The organism is Streptomyces eurythermus, assembly GCF_014649115.1.
GTDB classification, from domain to species: Bacteria; Actinomycetota; Actinomycetes; order Streptomycetales; family Streptomycetaceae; genus Streptomyces; species Streptomyces eurythermus.
Genome location: NZ_BMSK01000010.1, coordinates 214,588 through 233,418 on the forward strand (window position 1 = coordinate 214,588; position 18,831 = coordinate 233,418).

At 73.7% G+C, this 18,831-nt stretch carries 20 protein-coding genes; 15 read left to right on the forward strand and 5 right to left on the reverse strand.

The window, feature by feature from the left end:
- Nucleotides 1–29 precede the first annotated feature (29 nt).
- Genes bioB through IE251_RS20815 form a run of 4 tightly spaced genes read left to right on the forward strand, consistent with a single transcriptional unit; the run spans nt 30 to nt 3,923 of the window.
- On the forward strand, nt 30–1,223 hold the full coding sequence (gene bioB, locus IE251_RS20800; protein ID WP_189754492.1) for a biotin synthase BioB: 1,194 nt from the start codon (nt 30–32) through the stop codon (nt 1,221–1,223).
- Complete coding sequence (locus IE251_RS20805) at nt 1,216–2,496, forward strand: adenosylmethionine--8-amino-7-oxononanoate transaminase (RefSeq protein WP_189754493.1); 1,281 nt, start codon at nt 1,216–1,218, stop codon at nt 2,494–2,496. Before bioB ends, IE251_RS20805 begins: the two co-directional genes overlap by 8 nt.
- 1 nt (nt 2,497) lies before the next feature.
- A complete protein-coding gene (bioD, locus tag IE251_RS20810) occupies nt 2,498–3,214 on the forward strand; it encodes a dethiobiotin synthase (protein ID WP_030775146.1) in 717 nt (238 codons plus the stop codon).
- Nucleotides 3,215–3,248: 34 nt separating this feature from the next.
- Nucleotides 3,249–3,923, forward strand: coding sequence for a hypothetical protein (locus IE251_RS20815; protein WP_189754494.1), 675 nt, complete (start codon nt 3,249–3,251; stop codon nt 3,921–3,923).
- Here IE251_RS20815 and IE251_RS20820 read toward each other — a convergent pair.
- Nucleotides 3,820–4,194, reverse strand: a complete 375-nt coding sequence (locus IE251_RS20820; protein ID WP_189754495.1) for a fic family toxin-antitoxin system, toxin component — start codon at nt 4,192–4,194, stop codon at nt 3,820–3,822. The two genes, IE251_RS20815 and IE251_RS20820, sit on opposite strands and share 104 nt — an antisense overlap.
- A 67-nt stretch (nt 4,195–4,261) precedes the next feature.
- Nucleotides 4,262–4,504, reverse strand: a complete 243-nt coding sequence (locus tag IE251_RS20825; RefSeq protein ID WP_030775139.1) for a hypothetical protein — start codon at nt 4,502–4,504, stop codon at nt 4,262–4,264.
- Between the two features lie 163 nt (nt 4,505–4,667).
- Between IE251_RS20825 and IE251_RS20830 the strand changes: the two genes are divergently transcribed.
- From IE251_RS20830 to IE251_RS20865, 8 genes are all read left to right on the forward strand, one after another.
- On the forward strand, nt 4,668–5,555 hold the full coding sequence (locus IE251_RS20830) for an LLM class F420-dependent oxidoreductase (RefSeq protein WP_189754496.1): 888 nt from the start codon (nt 4,668–4,670) through the stop codon (nt 5,553–5,555).
- Between the two features lie 45 nt (nt 5,556–5,600).
- Nucleotides 5,601–6,026, forward strand: coding sequence for a GNAT family N-acetyltransferase (locus IE251_RS20835; protein ID WP_189754497.1), 426 nt, complete (start codon nt 5,601–5,603; stop codon nt 6,024–6,026).
- Nucleotides 6,027–6,200: 174 nt separating this feature from the next.
- Nucleotides 6,201–7,631: a hemolysin family protein gene (locus IE251_RS20840; RefSeq protein WP_229896866.1), complete on the forward strand. Its 1,431-nt coding sequence runs from the start codon at nt 6,201–6,203 to the stop codon at nt 7,629–7,631.
- Nucleotides 7,628–8,647, forward strand: a complete 1,020-nt coding sequence (locus IE251_RS20845; RefSeq protein WP_189754498.1) for a hemolysin family protein — start codon at nt 7,628–7,630, stop codon at nt 8,645–8,647. The genes IE251_RS20840 and IE251_RS20845 overlap by 4 nt, the downstream gene beginning before the upstream one ends.
- Nucleotides 8,648–8,719: 72 nt before the next feature.
- Nucleotides 8,720–9,508 (forward strand): SGNH/GDSL hydrolase family protein, encoded by a 789-nt coding sequence (locus tag IE251_RS20850; protein ID WP_189754499.1) that lies wholly within the window; start codon nt 8,720–8,722, stop codon nt 9,506–9,508.
- Between the two features lie 83 nt (nt 9,509–9,591).
- Entirely contained in the window at nt 9,592–11,034 is a 1,443-nt protein-coding gene (purB, locus tag IE251_RS20855) for an adenylosuccinate lyase (protein WP_189754500.1), read from the forward strand.
- 71 nt (nt 11,035–11,105) lie between these two features.
- The gene (gene mug, locus IE251_RS20860) at nt 11,106–11,600 is read left to right on the forward strand and encodes a G/U mismatch-specific DNA glycosylase (RefSeq protein ID WP_268253338.1); all 495 of its coding nucleotides are present in this window, start codon (nt 11,106–11,108) and stop codon (nt 11,598–11,600) included.
- A 205-nt stretch (nt 11,601–11,805) separates the two neighbouring features.
- Nucleotides 11,806–13,191 carry a cellulase family glycosylhydrolase gene (locus IE251_RS20865; protein ID WP_200692275.1) on the forward strand — a complete coding sequence of 462 codons (1,386 nt, stop codon included), beginning with the start codon at nt 11,806–11,808 and terminating at the stop codon, nt 13,189–13,191.
- An 81-nt stretch (nt 13,192–13,272) separates the two neighbouring features.
- Here IE251_RS20865 and IE251_RS20870 read toward each other — a convergent pair whose 3' ends face one another.
- From IE251_RS20870 to IE251_RS20880, 3 genes are read right to left on the reverse strand one after another with little or no spacing between them, the layout of a single operon-like run.
- Nucleotides 13,273–13,716: a hypothetical protein gene (locus IE251_RS20870; RefSeq protein ID WP_189754502.1), complete on the reverse strand. Its 444-nt coding sequence runs from the start codon at nt 13,714–13,716 to the stop codon at nt 13,273–13,275.
- A gap of 41 nt (nt 13,717–13,757) precedes the next feature.
- Complete coding sequence (locus IE251_RS20875; protein WP_189754503.1) at nt 13,758–14,468, reverse strand: ABC transporter permease; 711 nt, start codon at nt 14,466–14,468, stop codon at nt 13,758–13,760.
- A 2-nt stretch (nt 14,469–14,470) separates the two neighbouring features.
- The gene (locus IE251_RS20880) at nt 14,471–15,391 is read right to left on the reverse strand and encodes an ATP-binding cassette domain-containing protein (protein ID WP_189754504.1); all 921 of its coding nucleotides are present in this window, start codon (nt 15,389–15,391) and stop codon (nt 14,471–14,473) included.
- 107 nt (nt 15,392–15,498) lie between these two features.
- Between IE251_RS20880 and IE251_RS20885 the strand changes: the two genes are divergently transcribed.
- The 3 genes from IE251_RS20885 to IE251_RS20895 all read left to right on the forward strand — a co-directional run bounded on the left by IE251_RS20885 (nt 15,499) and on the right by IE251_RS20895 (nt 18,574).
- Nucleotides 15,499–16,653 (forward strand): sensor histidine kinase, encoded by a 1,155-nt coding sequence (locus tag IE251_RS20885; protein ID WP_189754505.1) that lies wholly within the window; start codon nt 15,499–15,501, stop codon nt 16,651–16,653.
- A 14-nt stretch (nt 16,654–16,667) separates the two neighbouring features.
- Nucleotides 16,668–17,324, forward strand: a complete 657-nt coding sequence (locus tag IE251_RS20890) for a response regulator transcription factor (RefSeq protein WP_189754506.1) — start codon at nt 16,668–16,670, stop codon at nt 17,322–17,324.
- Between the two features lie 95 nt (nt 17,325–17,419).
- Entirely contained in the window at nt 17,420–18,574 is a 1,155-nt protein-coding gene (locus IE251_RS20895) for an ROK family transcriptional regulator (RefSeq protein ID WP_189754507.1), read from the forward strand.
- Nucleotides 18,575–18,831 lie beyond the last annotated feature (257 nt).

An 18,831-nucleotide genomic window follows, 5' to 3' on the forward strand; every position in this document is an offset into this window, starting at 1 on the left:
AGCGGTCCCGTAGGACAGGATCGTCGCTCATGGACCTGCTGAACACGCTGGTGGACAAGGGGCTTCGGCGCGAGCTGCCGACGCGCGAGGAAGCGCTCGCCGTGCTGGCCACCTCCGATGACGACCTGCTCGACGTGGTGACCGCGGCCGGAAAGGTGCGCCGGCACTGGTTCGGGCGACGGGTGAAACTCAACTATCTGGTCAACCTCAAGTCGGGCCTGTGCCCCGAGGACTGCTCGTACTGCTCGCAGCGGCTGGGCTCCAAGGCCGACATCCTGAAGTACACCTGGCTCAAGCCGGACGAGGCGTCCCAGGCCGCCGCCGCGGGTCTCGCGGGCGGGGCAAAGCGGGTGTGCCTGGTGGCCAGCGGGCGCGGCCCGACGGACCGGGACGTGGACCGGGTCTCGGAGACCATCAAGGCGATCAAGGAGCAGAACGAGGACGTCGAGGTGTGCGCCTGCCTCGGCCTGCTCTCCGACGGCCAGGCCGAGCGGCTGCGCGCGGCGGGCGCGGACGCCTACAACCACAACCTCAACACCTCGGAGTCCACCTACGGGGACATCACCACCACCCACACCTACGCCGACCGGGTGGACACGGTGCGCAAGGCGCACGCGGCCGGTCTGTCCGCCTGCTCGGGTCTCATCGCCGGCATGGGCGAGAGTGACGAGGACCTGGTGGACGTGGTGTTCTCGCTGCGCGAGCTGGACCCGGACTCGGTGCCGGTGAACTTCCTGATCCCGTTCGAGGGCACCCCGCTGGCCAAGGAGTGGAACCTCACCCCGCAGCGCTGCCTGCGGATCCTGGCGATGGTCCGGTTCGTCTGCCCGGACGTGGAGGTCCGGATCGCGGGCGGCCGTGAGGTCCACCTGCGCTCCCTGCAGCCGCTGGCGCTGCACCTGGCCAACTCCATCTTCCTCGGCGACTACCTGACCAGCGAGGGCCAGGCCGGCAAGGCCGACCTGGAGATGATCGCGGACGCCGGTTTCGAGGTGGAGGGCGCCGGGGAGGTGACGCTGCCGGCGCACCGGGCCGACGTCGCGCACGGCTGCGGCTCGCACGCGGAGGCGGGTTGCGGGTCGCACGCGGAGGGCGGCTGCGGTTCGCACGCGGGCGGCGGTGTGTGCGGTACGGCGGGCGGGCCGGCCGTCGCCGAGCCGCGCACCGACCTGGTCGCCGTCCGCCGCCGGGGGGCCGGCACGGACCTCGCGCCCAATGCCTGAGCCGGGCGTCGCGGAGCTGCTGGAGCTGGACCGGCGGCATGTGTGGCACCCGTACGGCCCGATGCCCGGCCGGGTGGACCCGCTCGTCGTGGAGTCGGCGAGCGGGGTCCGGCTGCGGCTCGCGGACGGTTCCGGCGAGCTGGTCGACGGCATGTCGTCGTGGTGGTCGGCCATCCACGGCTACAACCACCCGGTGCTGAACGAGGCCGCGCGCGAGCAGCTGGGCCGGATGAGCCATGTCATGTTCGGCGGGCTCACGCACGAGCCCGCCGTCCGGCTGGCGAAGCTCCTGGTCGACCTGTCACCGGAGGGGCTGGAGCATGTCTTCCTGGCCGACTCGGGGTCCGTGTCGGTCGAGGTCGCGGTGAAGATGTGCCTGCAGTACTGGCGTTCGCTCGGCCGGCCGGCCAAGCGGCGGCTGCTGACCTGGCGGGGCGGCTACCACGGTGACACCTGGCAGCCGATGTCGGTGTGCGACCCCGAGGGCGGGATGCACGAGCTGTGGACCGGCGTGCTGCCGCGCCAGCTGTTCGCGGACGCGCCGCCCGCCGCGTACGAGGAGTCGTACGCGCAGCACCTGCGGGAGCTGATCGCCCGGCACGCCGACGAGCTGGCCGCGGTGATCGTGGAGCCGGTGGTGCAGGGCGCGGGCGGGATGCGCTTCCACTCCCCCACGTATCTGCGGGTGCTGCGCGAGGCGTGCGACGCGCACGACGTGCTGCTGGTGTTCGACGAGATCGCCACCGGTTTCGGCCGCACCGGCGCGCTGTTCGCGGCGGATCACGCGGCCGTCGCGCCCGATGTGATGTGTGTGGGCAAGGCGCTGACCGGCGGCTATCTGACGCTGGCGGCCACCTTGTGCTCCGCCCGGGTGGCCGACGGCATCTCGCGGGGCGAGGTGCCGGTGCTCGCGCACGGACCGACGTTCATGGGCAACCCGCTGGCGGCGGCCGTGGCCTGTGCCTCCGTCGAGCTGCTGCTCGGCCAGGACTGGCTCGGCGAGGTCAAGCGGATCGAAGCGGGCCTGCGCGAGGGGCTGGCCCCGGCGCGGGACGTTCCCGGGGTGCGCGATGTCCGCGTCCTCGGCGCCATCGGTGTCGTGCAGCTCGACCACCCGGTGGACATGCGGGCCGCGACGGACGCGGCGGTACGGGCCGGTGTGTGGCTGCGCCCGTTCCGCGACCTGATCTACACGATGCCGCCCTACGTCACCTCGGACGAGGACGTGGCACGGATCGCGCGCGCGGTGTGTGCCGCGGCGCGGGAGGGATGACATGCGGGTACTGGTGATCACGGGCACGGGCACGGAGGTCGGCAAGACCGTCACCACCGCGGCCGTCGCCGCCTCGGCACTCGCGGCCGGGCGGTCGGTGGCCGTGCTCAAGGCCGCTCAGACGGGCGTACGGCCGGACGAGCGGGGCGACGCGGACGAGGTCGCGTGGCTCGCGGGGCCGGTCACGACGGACGAACTGGCGCGGTTCCCGGAGCCGTTGGCACCGAACACGGCGGCCCGGCGGGCCGGGATGGCGCCGGTGCGTCCCCGGGAGGTGGCCGAGCGGGCCGCCAAGCTGGCCACCGAGCACGATCTGGTGCTGGTCGAGGGCGCGGGCGGACTGCTCGTCCGGTTCGACGAGGACGGCGGCACGCTGGCCGACGCGGCCCGGCTGCTGGGCGCGCCGGTGCTGGTGGTCGCGCGGGCCGGGCTCGGCACGCTCAACACCACGGAGCTGACGGCCCGCGAGCTGCGCCGCCGGGAGCTGGAGCCGGCCGGTGTGGTGATCGGCAGCTGGCCGGACGAGCCGGACCTGGCCACCCGCTGCAACGTGGCCGACCTGCCGGAGGTGGCGGGCGCCCCGCTGCTCGGCGCGCTGCCCGCCGGGGCGGGGGCCCTGCCGCCCGCCGAGTTCCGCGCCGCGGCCCCGGGCTGGCTGGCCCCGCGGCTGGACGGGACCTGGGACGCGGAGGCGTTCCGCGCCCGGGAGGCCGCGTAGCGGGCGCGGCCGGCGCGGCACCTGTGCTCGTGCGATGACGTACGACGACGCCACCCACCCCACGGTCCCCGTGCGGGTGGGTGACCGTCAGGCACGGATCGACGAGCTGCTCGCACCGGCGATAGAGGCGATCTGGACCTGCGGTTTCGAGACCTTCACCTCCTGTCAGGACCTCGGTGAGAGCAACGCGGGCTGGGTGGAGAAGCTGCCGTACATGGCGGCCTATGTGGAGTCCCGGCGGGGCTGGATGCTCATCGACTTCCCGGTCGACAGCGGTCTGGCCTTCCTGACGGCCGTGGCGAACGCGGGCCCGCGGGACGCCTTCTACGTCCGGATGACGCACTGGGCGGCCCCGGACGCGTGGGACGTGAAGATCAAGCCGATGGACGCGGCGATGTTCGACGAGGAGTCGCCGTCGCGGTTCGGGCTGCGCCTGCTCCAGGTCTCCTTCCCCGGGTACGACCTGCCGGAGCTGGTCCGGCGGCTGCGCGAGCACGCGGCGGGCCGCTCGGTGCCGCCCGCGCCCGCGGACTGGAGCACGGTGGGCCGCCAGGGCCTGTCTGACAATTCCCGTCTGCCGCGCGGGGCGCGTGGGGAGCGGCTGATCAGCCGCTCCAGCGGCGCAGTTCGCGCGCGATGTCGTCGACGCCGGCCGCGCCGTCCTTCACCAGCCGGGCGAGGTCGCGGACCTGTTCGGGGGTGGTGGTGATCTTCTCGCCGCTGGCGATCAGATAGGCGTAGGCGACGGCGGAGGCGAACAGGGCGTTCGCGCGTTCCAGCGCGGGGACGTGGATCAGCAGCTGGAGCAGGGAGGCGGCGCGGGCGTACGGGTCGGCGTAGACGGGGACGCCGAATATCTCGGCCCGGTGCCGGGCCACGGCGGCGACCAGGGCGCCCCAGTCGGTGACCTGCGGGTCCCCCGGGGTCTTCTGTTCGGCGAGCATGAGCAGCCAGGCGAGGTCGATACGGAGATCGTTCAAGGGATCCGCTTCAGGGCGTCGGCTCGGGCGGGTCGGCTTCGGGGAGGGGCCTCGGGGGAGGGACGGGTCAGGGGCGGCCTTCCCCCGGTCCGGTGCCGTGGACTTCGGCGAATTCCTCGGCGAACACGGACTCGTACTGCTTCATGAAGTCGGCGGCGGCCTCCACGAACGTGCGGCCCGCCTCCCCGGCGTCCTGTCTGACCAGCTCTTCGATGTAGCGGTTGACGCTCATCCCGCGGGCCAGGGCACGCTCGCGGGCCACCTGGGCGGTGCCCTCGTCCACGCGCACGTTCAGCTGGGTCTTCGCCATACCCCGACGCTAGCGCCAGGGTGCTAGCAGTGGCAAGGGCGCACGGTGGCACGGGGGCCGGCCGCCGTGCGCCGGTACCCACGGTGATCAACGCGACTGATCGGTCCGGGGTGGACGTGATGGAATCGGAGCGGCTCAAGTGATCACCGACCGGGGAGAGTTCATGTCGCGTCCGTTCCGTTTCGGAGTCAACCTGCTGGACCCCGCGCCCGCCGGCGAGTGGCGTGCCAAGTGCCGGCGCGCGGAGGAACTGGGCTACGACGTGATCCTCGTCCCGGACCACCTCGGCATGCCCGCGCCGTTCCCCGCGCTGGTCGCGGCGGCGCAGGCCACCGAGCGGCCGCGGGTCGGCACGTTCGTGCTCAACGCGGGCTTCTGGAACCCGGCACTGCTGGCCCGCGAGGTGGCGACCACGGACGCGCTGACCGGCGGCCGGCTCGAACTCGGTCTCGGCACCGGGTACGTGCGGGCGGAGCACGAGGCGGCCGGGCTGCCGTACGGTTCGGCGCGCGAGCGGGTGGACCACCTGGAGCGGACGGTCACGGAACTGGGCCGGCTGCTCGACTCGGACGACCACCTGCCGCGGCCCGCGCAGTCCCGGGTGCCGGTGCTGATCGGGGCCAACGGCGACCGGATGCTGCGGCTGACCGCCGCTCACGCGGACATCGCGGCCTTCACCGGGGCCCGGCCGGGCGACACGCCCGGCACCCTGGACCCGCTCACCGCCGAGGAGCTGGACGAGCGGGTGGCCCGCTACCGCGCGCTGGCGGGGCACCGGCCGGCGCCCGCCGAGCTGAACCTGCTGATCCAGCTGGTGGCCGTCACCGACGACCCCGAGCCGGCACTGAGGCCGCTGCTGGAGCGGCAGCCCGGGCTCACCCTGGAGCAGGCGGTGGCCCTGCCCATCGTGCTGGCCGGGCCGCTGGAGGACGTGGTGGCGAAGGTACGGGCGCAGCGGGAGCGGTACGGGTTCTCGTACCTGACCGTGCTGGAGCCGTTCATGGAGGCGTTCGCGCCGGTGCTGGCGCGGCTGCGCGAGGAGTCCGCGTGACGGGACCCCGTAGGCCCGCGAGCCGTTCCCGATCATGATGGGGGCATGACCGATCTGCGTATACGTGCCGCCGTTGCCGCCGACCTCGACTCCGTGCTCGCCTTCTGGAAGACGGCCGCCGAGGGCACGAGCGTCAGCGACGACCGCGCCGGGGTGGAGCGGCTGGTGGCCCGCGATCCCGGGGCGCTGCTCCTGGCCGAGCGGGGCGGTGAGCTGGTGGGCACGGTGATCGCCGGCTTCGACGGCTGGCGGTGCCATCTGTACCGGCTCGCGGTGCACCCTGGGCGGCGGCGGCAGGGCATCGGTTCGGCGCTGCTGGCCGCCGCCGAGGAGCGCTTCGTACGGCTCGGCGGGCGGCGCGCGGACGCGATGGTGCTGGTCCGCAACGAGACCGCGCACCACGCGTGGAGGGCGGCCGGGTACGGGCCCGAGGAGCACTGGCGGCGCTGGGTGAAGCCGCTCACGGACTGAGACGGAGGGGGCTCGAGAGGGGGACCCGCAGGCTTCTTTGCCCATCCTTTACCCTGGAGGGAGCACTCGGCCCTCTATGAAAGGTTGTGAGCGTCCGCCCATGGGCGAGCCTCCCAGTCCGCGACACCGCGCGCACTCCCCCACCCTGTCCGATCCTGGGACGGGGGTGACCCGATGACCGAAGTGCTCCTCCTCCTGGTGGCGATCCTGCTGTCGCTGGCCTGCGGCGCCTTCGTGGCGGCCGAGTTCTCGCTGACCACGGTGGAACGCGGCGAGCTGGAGCGGGCCGCCGCCCGTGGCGAGCGGGGTGCCGCGGGCGCCCTGAAGGCCGTACGGAACCTGACGTTCCAGCTCTCCGGCGCCCAGCTCGGCATCACGGTCACCAACCTGGTGGTCGGCATGCTCGCCGAGCCCTCGATCGCCAAGCTGCTCGCCGGGCCGTTCACGGCGCTGGGGCTGTCCCGCACCACGGCGACCTCGGTCGCACTGGTGCTGGGCACGGCCCTGTCGACGGTCGTCCTGATGGTCGTCGGCGAGCTGGTGCCGAAGAACTGGGCGATCTCCTCGCCGCTGGCCATGGCCAAGCGGGTGGGCAACGCCCAGCGCTGGTTCAGCGCGGCCTTCCGGCCCTTCATCACCCACCTGAACAACACGGCCAACCACTTCGTGCGCCGGCTCGGCGTCGAACCGGCCGAGGAGCTGGCCTCCGCGCGCGGCCCGCAGGAGCTGGCCGCCCTCGCCCGGCACTCCGCCAAGGAGGGCGCGCTGGAGGCGGACACCGCGGAGCTGTTCGTGCGCACCCTGAACCTGGCCGACCTCACGGCCGAGAACGTGATGACGCCACGTGTGCAGGTCGTCGCCCTGGACATGCAGGCCACCTGCGAGGACGTGGCCAACGCCACCCGGGCCACCGGCCTGTCCCGGTTCCCGGTCTACCGGGGCAGCCTGGACTCCGTCGTCGGCACCGCCCACATCAAGGACGTGCTGGCCGTCCCCGCCGACCGGCGGCGCCACCGCACGGTCGCGCAGATCATGCGCGAGCCGCTGCTGGTGCCCGAGTCGCTGACCGTCGACCGGCTGCTGGACCGGCTCGGCGGCCGGCGCACCATGGCCGTCGTCATCGACGAGTACGGCGGCACGGCCGGCGTGGCCACCCTGGAGGACATCGTGGAGGAGGTCGTCGGCGAGGTGCGGGACGAGCACGACCCGCACGAGACGGCCGACCTCGCCCCGGCCGGCGCCGACGAGGAGGGCCGCGCCCTGTACGCGGCGGACGGCGCCGTCCGCACCGACCAGCTCGCGCGCGTGGGACTGCGCGCGCCCGAGGGGCCGTACGAGACACTGGCCGGCCTGGTCGCCACCGAGCTGGGCCGGATACCCGCCGCGGGCGACAGCGTCGAGGTGGCCGGCTGGCGCCTCGACGTCGTGGACGCCTCCGGCCGCCGGGCCGCCCGGCTGCTGCTGCACGCGCCCCTGGACGACGAACGGCCCGACGCGGCCCGGCAGCGCGGCGGGGCCGGGCGGGGCGCCGGGACCAGGGGGGACAGGACCGGACGCGGCCACGGGGCCGACGGGACCCGTGGGACACGGGAGGGGACGCGATGACCGTCGTACAACTGCTGATCGGCCTGTCGACCCTCGTCGTCAACGCCTTCTTCGTGGGCGCCGAGTTCGCCCTGATCTCGGTGCGCCGCTCCCAGATCGAGCCGCTGGCCCAGGAGGGCGACCGCCGCGCCCGCAGCGTGCTGTGGGGCCTGGAGCACGTGTCCGCGCTGCTGGCCGCCGCGCAGCTCGGCATCACGCTGTGCACGCTGGTGCTCGGCGTGGTCGCCGAACCGGCGATCGCGCACCTGCTGGAGCCGGTGTTCCACGCGGTGGGCGTGCCGGTGGGCGCGGGGCACGCCGTGTCCTTCGTGATCGCGCTGGCCCTCGCCACCTATCTGCACATGCTGCTCGGCGAGATGGTCCCCAAGAACATCGCGCTGGCCGAACCGGTGCGCAGCGCGCTGCTGCTCGGCCCGCCGCTGGTCACGCTCTCCCGGGCGCTGCGCCCGGTGATCTTCGCGATCAACGCGTTCGCCAACGGGCTGCTGAGGCTGTTGCGGGTGGAGGCCAAGGACGAGGTGTCGGCCACCTTCACGGACGCCGAACTCGCCGAGATCGTCAAGGACGCAGGCCAGGCGGGCCTGATCGACGACCGGGCGCAGGAGCGCCTGCACGACGCCCTGGAGCTGGGCAGCCGGCCGGTGCGGGACGTGGTCGTCCCCCTGCGCCGGGTGGTCTACGCGCGCGTCGGCGTCACCCCGGAGCAGGTGGAGCGGCTGTCGGCCGAGTCCGGGTTCTCCCGTTTCCCGGTGGTCGACACCGGGCGCCGGATCGTGGGCTATCTGCACGTGAAGGACGCGCTGGACGCCTCGCCCCGGGACATGCCGTTCCGGCTGCGGGACATGCGGCCCATCGCCCGGGTCCGGGAGAGCACCCCGCTGGACGACGTGCTCACCGCGATGCGCGGCAGCCGCACCCACCTCGCCGCCGTACTCGGCGAGGACGGACGGCTGGCGGGCCTGGTGACCATGGAGGACGTGCTGCGGCAGCTGTTCGGCCAGCCCGCGGCCGGGTGACGCGAGGGGGTGGGCAGGGGATCCGGGGCGACCGACCGGCGGGTATGGCGCCGGGATACCATCGCTGTCGCCATGCAGACGAATCCCACCACTCCCGCGTACACCAGCCTGGTCGCCGTCGGCGACTCCTTCACCGAGGGCATGTCGGACCTGCTGCCCGACGGCTCCTACCGGGGCTGGGCGGACGTCCTCGCCACGCGGATGGCCGCCCGCACGCCCGGGTTCCGCTACGCCAACCTCGCCGTCCGCGGGAAGCTGATCGGGCAGATCGTCGACGAGCAGGTGGAGGTGGCGGCGGCCATGCGGGCCGACGTCGTCACCCTGGTCGGCGGCCTGAACGACACCCTGCGCCCCAAGTGCGACATGGTCCGGGTCCGGGATCTGCTCACCGAGGCCGTGGAGCGGCTGGCGCCCTCCTGCGAGCGGCTGGTGCTGATGCGCAGCCCCGGCCGCCAGGGCCCGGTGCTGGAGCGGTTCCGGCCGCGCATGGAGCAGCTGTTCGCCTGCGTGGACGAGCTGGCCGCCAAGCACGGCGCCGTGGTGGTCGACCTGTACGGCGCGCCCGCGCTGGCGGACCCCCGGCTGTGGGACGTGGACCGGCTGCACCTGACGGCGGAGGGCCACCGCCGGGTCGCCGAGGCGGTGTGGCAGGCGCTCGGGTACGAGCCGGAGGACACCGGGTGGCACGTGCCGATGGCGGCGACGGCCCCGCCGGACTGGGTGACGCGCCGGATCGCCGACGTACGGTTCGCCCGGCAGCACCTGCTGCCGTGGATAGGCCGCCGGCTCACCGGCCGCTCCTCCGGCGACGGCCGCCCGCCCAAGCGCCCGGAACTGCTGCCCTACGAAGCCGGGGCCTAGCCACGAGTGGCGTGCGTCTCGTAGCTTCCGCCCAATGGGGGCATGGCGCTGGCCTGCACTAATCGCCAGTAGACTCTGGACACGTGACTTCAGCGCCCGCCAAGCCCCGCATCCCGAACGTCCTCGCCGGACGGTACGCCTCCGCCGAGCTCGCCACGCTCTGGTCGCCCGAGCAGAAGGTGAGGCTGGAGCGCCGGCTCTGGCTCGCCGTGCTGCGGGCCCAGAAGGACCTCGGCATCGAGGTGCCGGACGAGGCCATCGCCGACTACGAACGCGTCCTGGACACCGTCGACCTGGCCTCGATCGCCGAGCGCGAGAAGGTCACCCGGCACGACGTGAAGGCGCGGATCGAGGAGTTCAACGACCTCGCCGGGCACGAGCACGTGCACAAGGGCATGACCTCCCGTGACCTCACGGAGAACGTCGAGCAGCTGCAGATCCGGCTCTCGCTGGAGCTGATGCGGGACCGTACGGTGGCGGTGCTGGCGCGCCTGGGCAAGCTGGCCGGCGAGTACGCCGAGCTGGTCATGGCCGGCCGCTCGCACAACGTGGCCGCGCAGGCCACCACCCTCGGCAAGCGGTTCGCGACCGCCGCCGACGAGCTGCTCGTGGCCTACGGCCGTATCGAGGAGCTGCTCGGCCGCTACCCGCTGCGCGGCATCAAGGGCCCGGTGGGCACCGCGCAGGACATGCTGGACCTGCTGGGCGGGGACGCCGCCAAGCTCGCCGAGCTGGAGCACCGCATCGCGGGCCACCTCGGCTTCTCGCAGGCCTTCACCTCCGTCGGCCAGGTCTACCCGCGCTCGCTGGACTACGAGGTCGTCACCACGCTGGTGCAGCTCGCGGCGGCCCCGTCCTCGCTGGCCAAGACCATCCGGCTGATGGCCGGCAACGAGCTGGTCACCGAGGGCTTCAAGCCGGGCCAGGTCGGCTCCTCGGCGATGCCGCACAAGATGAACACCCGCTCCTGCGAGCGCGTCAACGGCCTGATGGTGATCCTGCGCGGCTACGCCTCGATGACCGGCGAGCTGGCGGGCGACCAGTGGAACGAGGGCGACGTGTCCTGCTCGGTGGTGCGCCGGGTCGCCCTGCCGGACGCCTTCTTCGCCCTGGACGGCCTGCTGGAGACGTTCCTGACGGTGCTCGACGAGTTCGGCGCCTTCCCCGCGGTGATCGCCCGCGAACTGGACCGCTACCTGCCGTTCCTGGCGACCACCAAGGTGCTGATGGGCGCGGTGCGGGCCGGCGTCGGCCGGGAGGTCGCGCACGAGGCGATCAAGGAGAACGCGGTCGCCACCGCGCTGGCGATGCGCGAGCAGGGTGCCGAGCGCAACGACCTGCTCGACAAGCTCGCCGCCGACGAGCGCCTGCCGCTCGACCGGGAGCGGCTGGCCGCGCTGATGGCCGACAAGCTGTCCTTCACCGGCGCCGCCGCCGACCAGGTCGGCGCGGTCGTCGCCCGGATCGAGGAGATCGTGAAGCAGCGCCCGGAGGCGGCCGGCTACACCCCCGGAGCGATCCTCTGACCCGCGCGCCCCGCAGCCCGCGCTTCACCCGGGCGGAGCTGGAGGCCGCCCGCGACCGTCTCGTCCCGGACGTGGTCGCGGACGGCCTCCGCGTGCTGTTCTGCGGCATCAACCCGGGGCTGATGTCGGCCGCGACCGGCCACCACTTCGCCCGCCCCGGCAACCGTTTCTGGCCGGTGCTGCACCTGTCCGGTTTCACGCCCCGGCTGCTGCGGCCGGCCGAGCAGCACGAGCTGCTGTCCTACGGGCTCGGCATCACCAACGTCGTGGCCCGGGCGACCGCGCGGGCGGACGAGCTGACCGCCGAGGAGTACGTCGAGGGCGGGCGGCTGCTGGCCGGGAAGGTGACGCGGCTGCGGCCGCGGTGGCTGGCCGTCGTCGGCGTGACCGCCTACCGCGCCGCCTTCGGCGACCGTACGGCGAAGGTGGGCCCGCAGGAGCGGACCATCGGCGACACCGGGATCTGGGTCCTGCCCAACCCCAGCGGGCTCAACGCGCACTGGACCCCCGCCACGATGGCGGAGGAGTTCCGGCGGCTGCGCGAGGCGGCCGACGGGCCCGGCTGACCCGCGCACGATGCCCGAAAGGCCGGGCACGGCCCCGTAGCGCCTTTTGTGCGCGCCCGCCCCTGAGCAGCGATCATCCGGGGCCCCTCAGCGTTCACCGTCGTACGTCTGTACGCGCCTCGATCCACCGGTGTACGGTCTCGGGCCGATGGGCTTTGGGAGCGCTCCCATCGTGCTGTTCCCGCTTCACACGAGGAGGAACGCTTTGAAACGCATTGTGGCCCTGCTGGCGACCTGCGCCACGGCTGTGGGTCTCACGGCACTGCTCGGCCCGCAGCCGGCGGCCGCCGCCACCGGCTGCAAGGTGGACTACACCGTCACCAGCCAGTGGCAGGGCGGCTTCCAGGCCGGGGTGAAGATCACCAACCTGGGCGCCCCCGTCACCGGATGGACGCTGAAGTTCACGCTGCCCGACTCCGGGCAGAAGCTCGTCCAGGGCTGGAACGCCACCTGGTCGCAGTCCGGTTCCACGGTCAGCGCCGCCGGCATCGACTGGAACCGCACCCTGGCCACCGGCGCGTCGACCGACCTCGGCTTCGTCGGCTCCTTCACCGGCTCCAACCCCAAGCCCTCGGCGTTCACGCTCAACGGCGTCGCCTGCACCGGCTCCGTCGAAGAGCCCCCGCCCGGCACCGACCCCGACCCGGGCACCGGCACCCCCGTGGGCGTCAACGGTCAGCTGCACGTCTGCGGCGTCAACCTGTGCAACCAGTACAACCGCCCCATCCAGCTGCGGGGCATGAGCACGCACGGCATCCAGTGGTTCAGCAAGTGCTACAACAGCGCGTCCCTGGACGCGCTGGCGAAGGACTGGAAGTCGGACCTGCTGCGCATCGCCATGTACGTGCAGGAGGACGGTTACGAGACCGACCCGGCGGGCTTCACCAGCCGCGTGAACAGCCTCGTCGACATGGCCGAGGCCCGGGGCATGTACGCCCTGATCGACTTCCACACCCTCACGCCGGGCGACCCCAACTACAACCTGGACCGCGCCAAGACGTTCTTCGCGTCCGTCGCCGCCCGCAACGCCGCCAAGAAGAACGTGATCTACGAGATCGCCAACGAGCCCAACGGCGTGAGCTGGACGGCCATCAAGAACTACGCCGAGCAGGTCATCCCGGTGATCCGGGCCGCCGACCCGGACGCCGTGATCATCGTCGGCACCCGGGGCTGGTCCTCGCTGGGCGTCTCGGACGGCTCCAACGAGACCGAGGTCGTCAACAACCCGGTCAACGCCACCAACATCATGTACACGTTCCACTTCTACGCCGCGAGCCACAAGGACAACTACCGGGCCACGGTGAGCCGGGCGGCCTCCAAACTGCCGCTGTTCGTGACCGAGTTCGGCACGGTGAGCGCCACCGGCGGCGGCACGATGGACCGGTCCAGCACCACGGCCTGGCTGGACCTGCTCGACCAGCTGAAGATCAGCTACGCGAACTGGACCTACTCCGACGCCGATGAGAGCAGCGCGGCGCTCAAGCCCGGCACCTGTGACGGCACCGACTACAGCAGCAGCGGTGTGCTGACCGAGTCCGGGGCGCTGATCAAGAGCCGCATCAGCACCGCCGATTCCTTCCCCACCAACTGACCCCCGGCGGGGCTCCGGCGGGACCGGAGTCCCGCACCGGCGGTTGGGAGCGCTCCCAGCCCGTCTCGGTCCGGACCCGTCTCACGGCGGGTCCGTCTGCGTCACTATGCCGAGCAGCTGGAAGGGCAACTCCTTGTCCCACTGGGAGATGCCGAGGGCGACCCAGCGGTCCGGCTCCGGTGCCCGCCACAGCAGGACGTCCGGGACATGACCGCTGAGTCCGGCCCAGGGTTCGGCGATCTCCTCGCCCGCCATGGTCCGCTCGAACACGCTGTAGAGGCTGAAGTGCCGGGGACTGCCCCACCGTTCGCCCAGCCGCTCGGCGAGGCCGTCCCGGTCGGCCTCGTACTGCGCCTCCGTCTCCTCCCGTTCGCCGCCGTCGGCCTCCCAGAACTCCTCGCTGGTCTGTAAGGCGGCCAGGTGATAGCCGGGCCCGCTCTCGCCGTGCTCCGTCCTGCCGGGCACCGCCGGGAACTCCCGGGCGCACAGCAGCTCGATGAGGGTCAGGCACTCCGCGATGTCCATGCGGTCCAGTAAAGCGGGCACCACTGACAATTGGTCCGGCGTCAGGCGTCCCTGCGGCGCACGCTCCAGGCGCCCGCCGCGAGGGCGGCGGCCGTCCACAGCGCGGTCACCCCGAGCCCGCTCCACGGCCCGAGGGCGCCGTCCCAGGTGCTGTGCAGAGCCACTTGGCCGGCCCGGTCGGGGAGGAAGTCGGCGACCGAGCCGGACAGGTCACCGACGACGAAGGACACGATCAGCAGGAACGGGATCAGCACCGAGAGGGTGGCGACTCCGCTGCGCAGCACGGCCGCCACCCCGGCGGCGAACAGGGCCATCAGCGTCAGGTGCACACCGCAGCCGACCGCGCCGCGCACCCCCTCGGCCCAGCCGGGCGCGGACGCGCCGAGGACCGCACGGCCCACCAGGAGCGAGACGAATCCGGTGCACAGCCCGACGGCCAGCGCCGGCAGGGCGATCGCCGTCGCCTTCGCGGCGAACCAGCGCCCCCGGTCGGGCACCGCGGCCAGCGTCAGCCGCAGGGCGCCGCCCCGGAACTCCGTCGAGACTGCCGTCGTACCGAAGGCGATCGCGGCGATCTGCCCGAAGCTGATGCCGAAGAACACCGAGAACAGCGGGTCCGCGTCGTCGACGTCGGCCGCGGCGAGCGTCGAGAACCCGGCGGTGGCGACGAGGACCGCGGCGAGGGCGCCCAGCTGGGAGCGCAGGGTACGGATCTTGATCCACTCGGCGTGGAGGACGGGGATGAACGGCATGGTCAGACCTCCTGGCGCGGTGCGGTGAACTCGGCCTCGGACGCGGTCAGATCGAAGTACGCCTCCTCCAAGGTGGCCTCCCGGGCGGTGAGTTCCAGTACGGGGACGCCCGCCTCGGACATCAGCCGGCCGAGGTCCTCCACGCGCGCGTGCCGCACGGTCCAGGCCCCGTCCTCCTCGCGGGAGGCGTCGTGGCCGTGCCGGGCGAGCAGCTCGGCCAGGGCGGCGGGATCGGTGGTGCGGATGCGGACCTGGGGCCGCACGCGCGTGTGGATGAAGTCCCTCACCGGTGTGTCGGCGAGGAGCCGGCCCCGGCCCAGGATCAGCAGGTGGTCGGCGAACGCGGCCGTCTCGCCCATGAGATGGCTGGAGACCAGAACCGTACGGCCCTCGTCCGCGAGCCGGCGCAGCAGGGTGCGGATCCACACGATGCCCTCGGGATCGAGGCCGTTGGCGGGTTCGTCGAGCAGGACCGCCTCGGGGTCGCCGAGCAGGGCGGCGGCGATGCCGAGCCGCTGGCGCATGCCGAGGGAGTACGTCCGCACCCGCTGCCGGGCCACGGTGGCGAGGCCGGTCTCCTCCAGCACGGTGTCGACCCGGCGGGCGGGTATCCGGTTGCTCGCGGCGAGGGCCAGCAGATGGCCGCGGGCGGTGCGCGAGCCGTGCGCGGCCCGGGCGTCGAGCAGGGCGCCCACCCGGCGCAGCGGCTCACGGAGCCGGGTGTAGGCGTCGCCGCCGATGGTGGCGGTGCCGGCGGTGGGCCGGTCGAGGCCCAGAAGGAGGCGGAAGGTCGTGGACTTCCCCGCGCCGTTGGGGCCGAGGAAGCCGGTGACCCGGCCGGGGCGGACGCTGAAGGTGAGGCCGTCCACGGCCCGTCGGCCGCCGTACTCCTTGGTGAGGTCGCGAACATCGATGCTGGTCATGGCACCAGCCTGGCGGAGCACGGCGGGCGGGGCCTCCCCCGCCGGCGGGGTCCGTCTCCCCCGTGCGGGGGAGGGCCGTTGTCAGTGCCGGCTGCGACGATGTGGCCATGCCCCGCCTTCTCCGCCCGTTGCTGAGCGCGACGACGTACACGCGCCTGCTGCATCTGTGGGTGCCGATGCTGATGGTCAGCGTCTGGCTCTTCATCGACCCGTCGACCCCGTGGATGCCCGCCCTGTTCCTCCTCCCGCTCGGTCTGGTGCCCGCCGTGCGGCGGGGCGAGGGGGTGCAGGCGCGGCTGATGCTCACGCCCGGCGAGCCGGACCCGGGCATCTCCGAGGCGCCGGCGGCGAGCTGGCGGGACCGGCTGCGTACGGTGCTGTGGCTGGAGGTGCGGATGGTGCTCGGCGCCGCGACCGTGTTCGCCTCCGTGTGGCTGCCCGGCACCGCCTTCGAACTGGCGCGGTGCGCGTGGGGCGTGCCGCCGGCCGGGCTGCCGCTGCTGGAATGGCTGCCGTCGCACCGCGCGCTGGCCCTGCTGACGCCGCTGCCGCTGCTCGTCTTCTACGGTGTGGCGGTCGGGCTCGGCGAGCTGATCACGGCCGCCGCGCGCCGGCTGCTCGGGCCGTCGGCGGCCGAGCGGCTGGCCGCGCTGGAGCAGCGCACCGAGCAGCTGCTGGAACGCACGCGGATCGCGCGGGAGTTGCACGACTCGATCGGGCACGCCCTGACGCTGGCGGTGGTGCAGGCGGGCGCCGCGCGCGCGGCCGGTGATCCGGAGTTCACCGAGCGGGCGCTGACCGCCATCGAGGACACCGGCCGGGCCGCGCTGGAGGACCTGGAGCGGGTGCTGGGCGTGCTGCGGGAGGCCGAGCGGCCACTGAGCGCGCGGCCCACGCTGGCGGACGCCGGCCGGCTGCTGGAGTCGGCGCGGGCCTCGGGCGCGAAGGTCGACGCCGAGGTGACGGGGCCGGTGGAGGCCGTGCCGGGACCGGTGTCCCGCGAGGGCTACCGCATCCTCCAGGAGGCCCTCACCAACGCGCTGCGGCACGCGGGTCCGGTGCCGGTGCGGGTCCGGGTCGCGGTCACCGGCGGCACGCTCGCCCTGGAGGTGCGCAATCCGCTGCCGGGCGCGATACCCGGCCCCGGGCGGGGCAGCGGCCTGCGCGGCATACGGGAGCGGGCGGCACTGCTCGGCGGCTCCGCCGTCACCGGCCCTCAGGAGGGCGACTGGCGGGTGCGGGCGGAGCTGCCGGTCGGGTGATCTAGGCTGGCCGGATGCCGGTCACCGTCCTGCTCGTCGACGACGAACCCCTGGTCCGCGCGGGTCTGCGGGCCGTGCTGGAGGCGCAGCCCGACATCGAGGTGGTGGGCGAGGCCGCCGACGGCGCGGCCGTCATCCCGCTGGTCCGCCGACTGCGCCCCGACGTCGTCGCGATGGACGTCCGGATGCCGCTGATGGACGGCATCGAGGCCACGCGCGCGGTGCTGCGCACGGTGCCCGGCCCGCCGAAGATCCTGGTCGTGACCACCTTCGAGGACGACGAGTTCGTGTACGAGGCGCTGCGCGCGGGTGCCGACGGGTTCCTGCTGAAGCGGGCCCGCCCGGCCGAGATCGTGCACGCGGTGCGGCTGGTCGCGGCGGGCGACTCCCTGCTGTTCCCGGCCTCCGTACGGCGGCTCGCCGCCCGGTACGGCGACGGCGGGCGGCCGGCGCGGGCCGCGCTGGAGCGGGCCCGGCTGACCGAGCGGGAGGCGGAGGTGCTGCGGCAGATGGCACGCGGGCTGTCGAACGCGGAGATCGCCGCCCGGCTGGTGGTGAGCGCGGAGACGGTGAAGTCGCATGTGAGCGCCGTCCTGGCCAAGCTCGGTGCGCGCGACCGCACGCAGGCGGTGATCGCGGCCTACGAGTCGGGGTTCGTGGAGCCGGGCTGAGCGGGCCGCGACCGCGCGCGGAACCCGGCACTCGCCGGGGTGCCCCCGGCCGAGTACGATCCGGCCAACACGCCCGCTAGCTGGGAGGACGGACGGTGGGGCAGCTGACCGGCGGCGATCCCTCGCTGCTGCGAAGGATCAATTCCGCGGTGGTGCTGCACGCGCTGCGTGCCACGGACTGCGCGACGCTCACCGAGGTCACCCGGGTCACCGGACTGTCCCGGCCGACCGTCGAGGGCGTCGTGGAGGGGCTCATAGAGGCCGGTCTCGTGGTGGAGACGGCCGCCGACGAGGGGGGTGCGCGCCGGCAGGGGCGGCCCGCGCGGCGGTTCCGGTTCCGGGCCGAGGCGGGGCATCTGCTGGGCCTGGAGATCGGGCCGCACCGGGTCGCCGCGCTGCTGTCCGACCTGGACGGGCGGGTGCTGGGCGCGCAGGCCAAGGAGGTCGGCGCGGGCGCCCCTGCGGACGAGCGGCTCGACCGGCTGCGCGGCGCGGTCGCCGAGCTGCTGCGCCGGGCCGGGGTCGCGCGCGGTTCGCTGCGCGCGGTGGGCGTGGGCACGCCGGGCATCGTGGAGGCGGACGGCACGGTACGACTGGGCACGGCGTTGCCCGGGTGGACGGGGCTGCGGCTCGGCGAGCGGCTCGGCCGGTCCTTCCGCTGCCCGGTGCTGGTGGAGAACGACGCCAACGCGGCGGTGCTCGCGGAGCACTGGAAGGGGGCGGCGGCCGAGACGGACGACGTGGTGTTCGTGCTGGCCGGGCTGAGTCCCGGGGCCGGTTCGCTGATCGGCGGGCGGCTGCACCGGGGCTACGGCGGGGCGGCCGGGGAGATCGGCGCGCTGCATCTGCTGGGCCGGGAGGCGACGCCGGAGGCGCTGCTGTCCACCACCGACGAGCCGCTGCACCCGCTGGACGAGCAGGCGGTCGCCGAGGTGTTCGCGCTGGCGCGCGGCGGTGATCTGCGTGCGCGGGCGGCCGTCGAGCGGTTCATCCAGCGGCTGGTGCACGACGTGGCCGCGCTGGTGCTGGCGCTGGATCCGGAGCTGGTGGTGATCGGCGGCTGGGCGGCCGGTCTGGACGGTGTCCTGGAGCCACTGCGCCGCGAACTGGCCCGCTACTGCCTGCGTCCGCCCCGGGTGGCACTGTCGGTCCTGGGCGAGGCGGCGGTGGCCACGGGGGCGCTGCGGCTGGCCTTGGACCACGTGGAGGAGAAACTGTTCACCGTGGACGGCACCCTGACGCGCCGCTGAGCCGGACCGCCGGCGCTGAGCGCGGGCGCGGAGACCGGGTCGGGTCGTGGAGACCGGGTCGGGACGCGCGGAGACCGGGTCGGGACGGGTCGGGTCGGGTCGCGCGGAGACCGGGTCGGGTCGCGGAGGCGAGTCTGCGCGGAGACTGAGCCTGCGCCGAGACCGGGCTGTGTCGCGGACGTGGGCGCGAGGCGCTGAGCCCGCCTGCGGAGTGTGGGTGCGGCGCCGGGTCAGGCCGCACAGTGGGCACGGGGTGC

Coding starts and splice junctions, on each gene's coding strand:
- IE251_RS20885 (WP_189754505.1), top strand. CDS start 15,499: ATGCCCCGCCTTCTCCGCCCGTTGCTGAGCGCGACGACGTACACGCGC.
- IE251_RS20805 (WP_189754493.1), top strand. CDS start 1,216: ATGCCTGAGCCGGGCGTCGCGGAGCTGCTGGAGCTGGACCGGCGGCAT.
- IE251_RS20870 (WP_189754502.1), bottom strand. CDS start 13,716: ATGGACATCGCGGAGTGCCTGACCCTCATCGAGCTGCTGTGCGCCCGG.
- bioB (WP_189754492.1), top strand. CDS start 30: ATGGACCTGCTGAACACGCTGGTGGACAAGGGGCTTCGGCGCGAGCTG.
- IE251_RS20840 (WP_229896866.1), top strand. CDS start 6,201: ATGACCGAAGTGCTCCTCCTCCTGGTGGCGATCCTGCTGTCGCTGGCC.
- IE251_RS20850 (WP_189754499.1), top strand. CDS start 8,720: ATGCAGACGAATCCCACCACTCCCGCGTACACCAGCCTGGTCGCCGTC.
- IE251_RS20830 (WP_189754496.1), top strand. CDS start 4,668: ATGTCGCGTCCGTTCCGTTTCGGAGTCAACCTGCTGGACCCCGCGCCC.
- IE251_RS20815 (WP_189754494.1), top strand. CDS start 3,249: ATGACGTACGACGACGCCACCCACCCCACGGTCCCCGTGCGGGTGGGT.
- IE251_RS20875 (WP_189754503.1), bottom strand. CDS start 14,468: ATGCCGTTCATCCCCGTCCTCCACGCCGAGTGGATCAAGATCCGTACC.
- IE251_RS20845 (WP_189754498.1), top strand. CDS start 7,628: ATGACCGTCGTACAACTGCTGATCGGCCTGTCGACCCTCGTCGTCAAC.
- IE251_RS20890 (WP_189754506.1), top strand. CDS start 16,668: ATGCCGGTCACCGTCCTGCTCGTCGACGACGAACCCCTGGTCCGCGCG.
- IE251_RS20880 (WP_189754504.1), bottom strand. CDS start 15,391: ATGACCAGCATCGATGTTCGCGACCTCACCAAGGAGTACGGCGGCCGA.
- IE251_RS20835 (WP_189754497.1), top strand. CDS start 5,601: ATGACCGATCTGCGTATACGTGCCGCCGTTGCCGCCGACCTCGACTCC.
- IE251_RS20825 (WP_030775139.1), bottom strand. CDS start 4,504: ATGGCGAAGACCCAGCTGAACGTGCGCGTGGACGAGGGCACCGCCCAG.
- bioD (WP_030775146.1), top strand. CDS start 2,498: ATGCGGGTACTGGTGATCACGGGCACGGGCACGGAGGTCGGCAAGACC.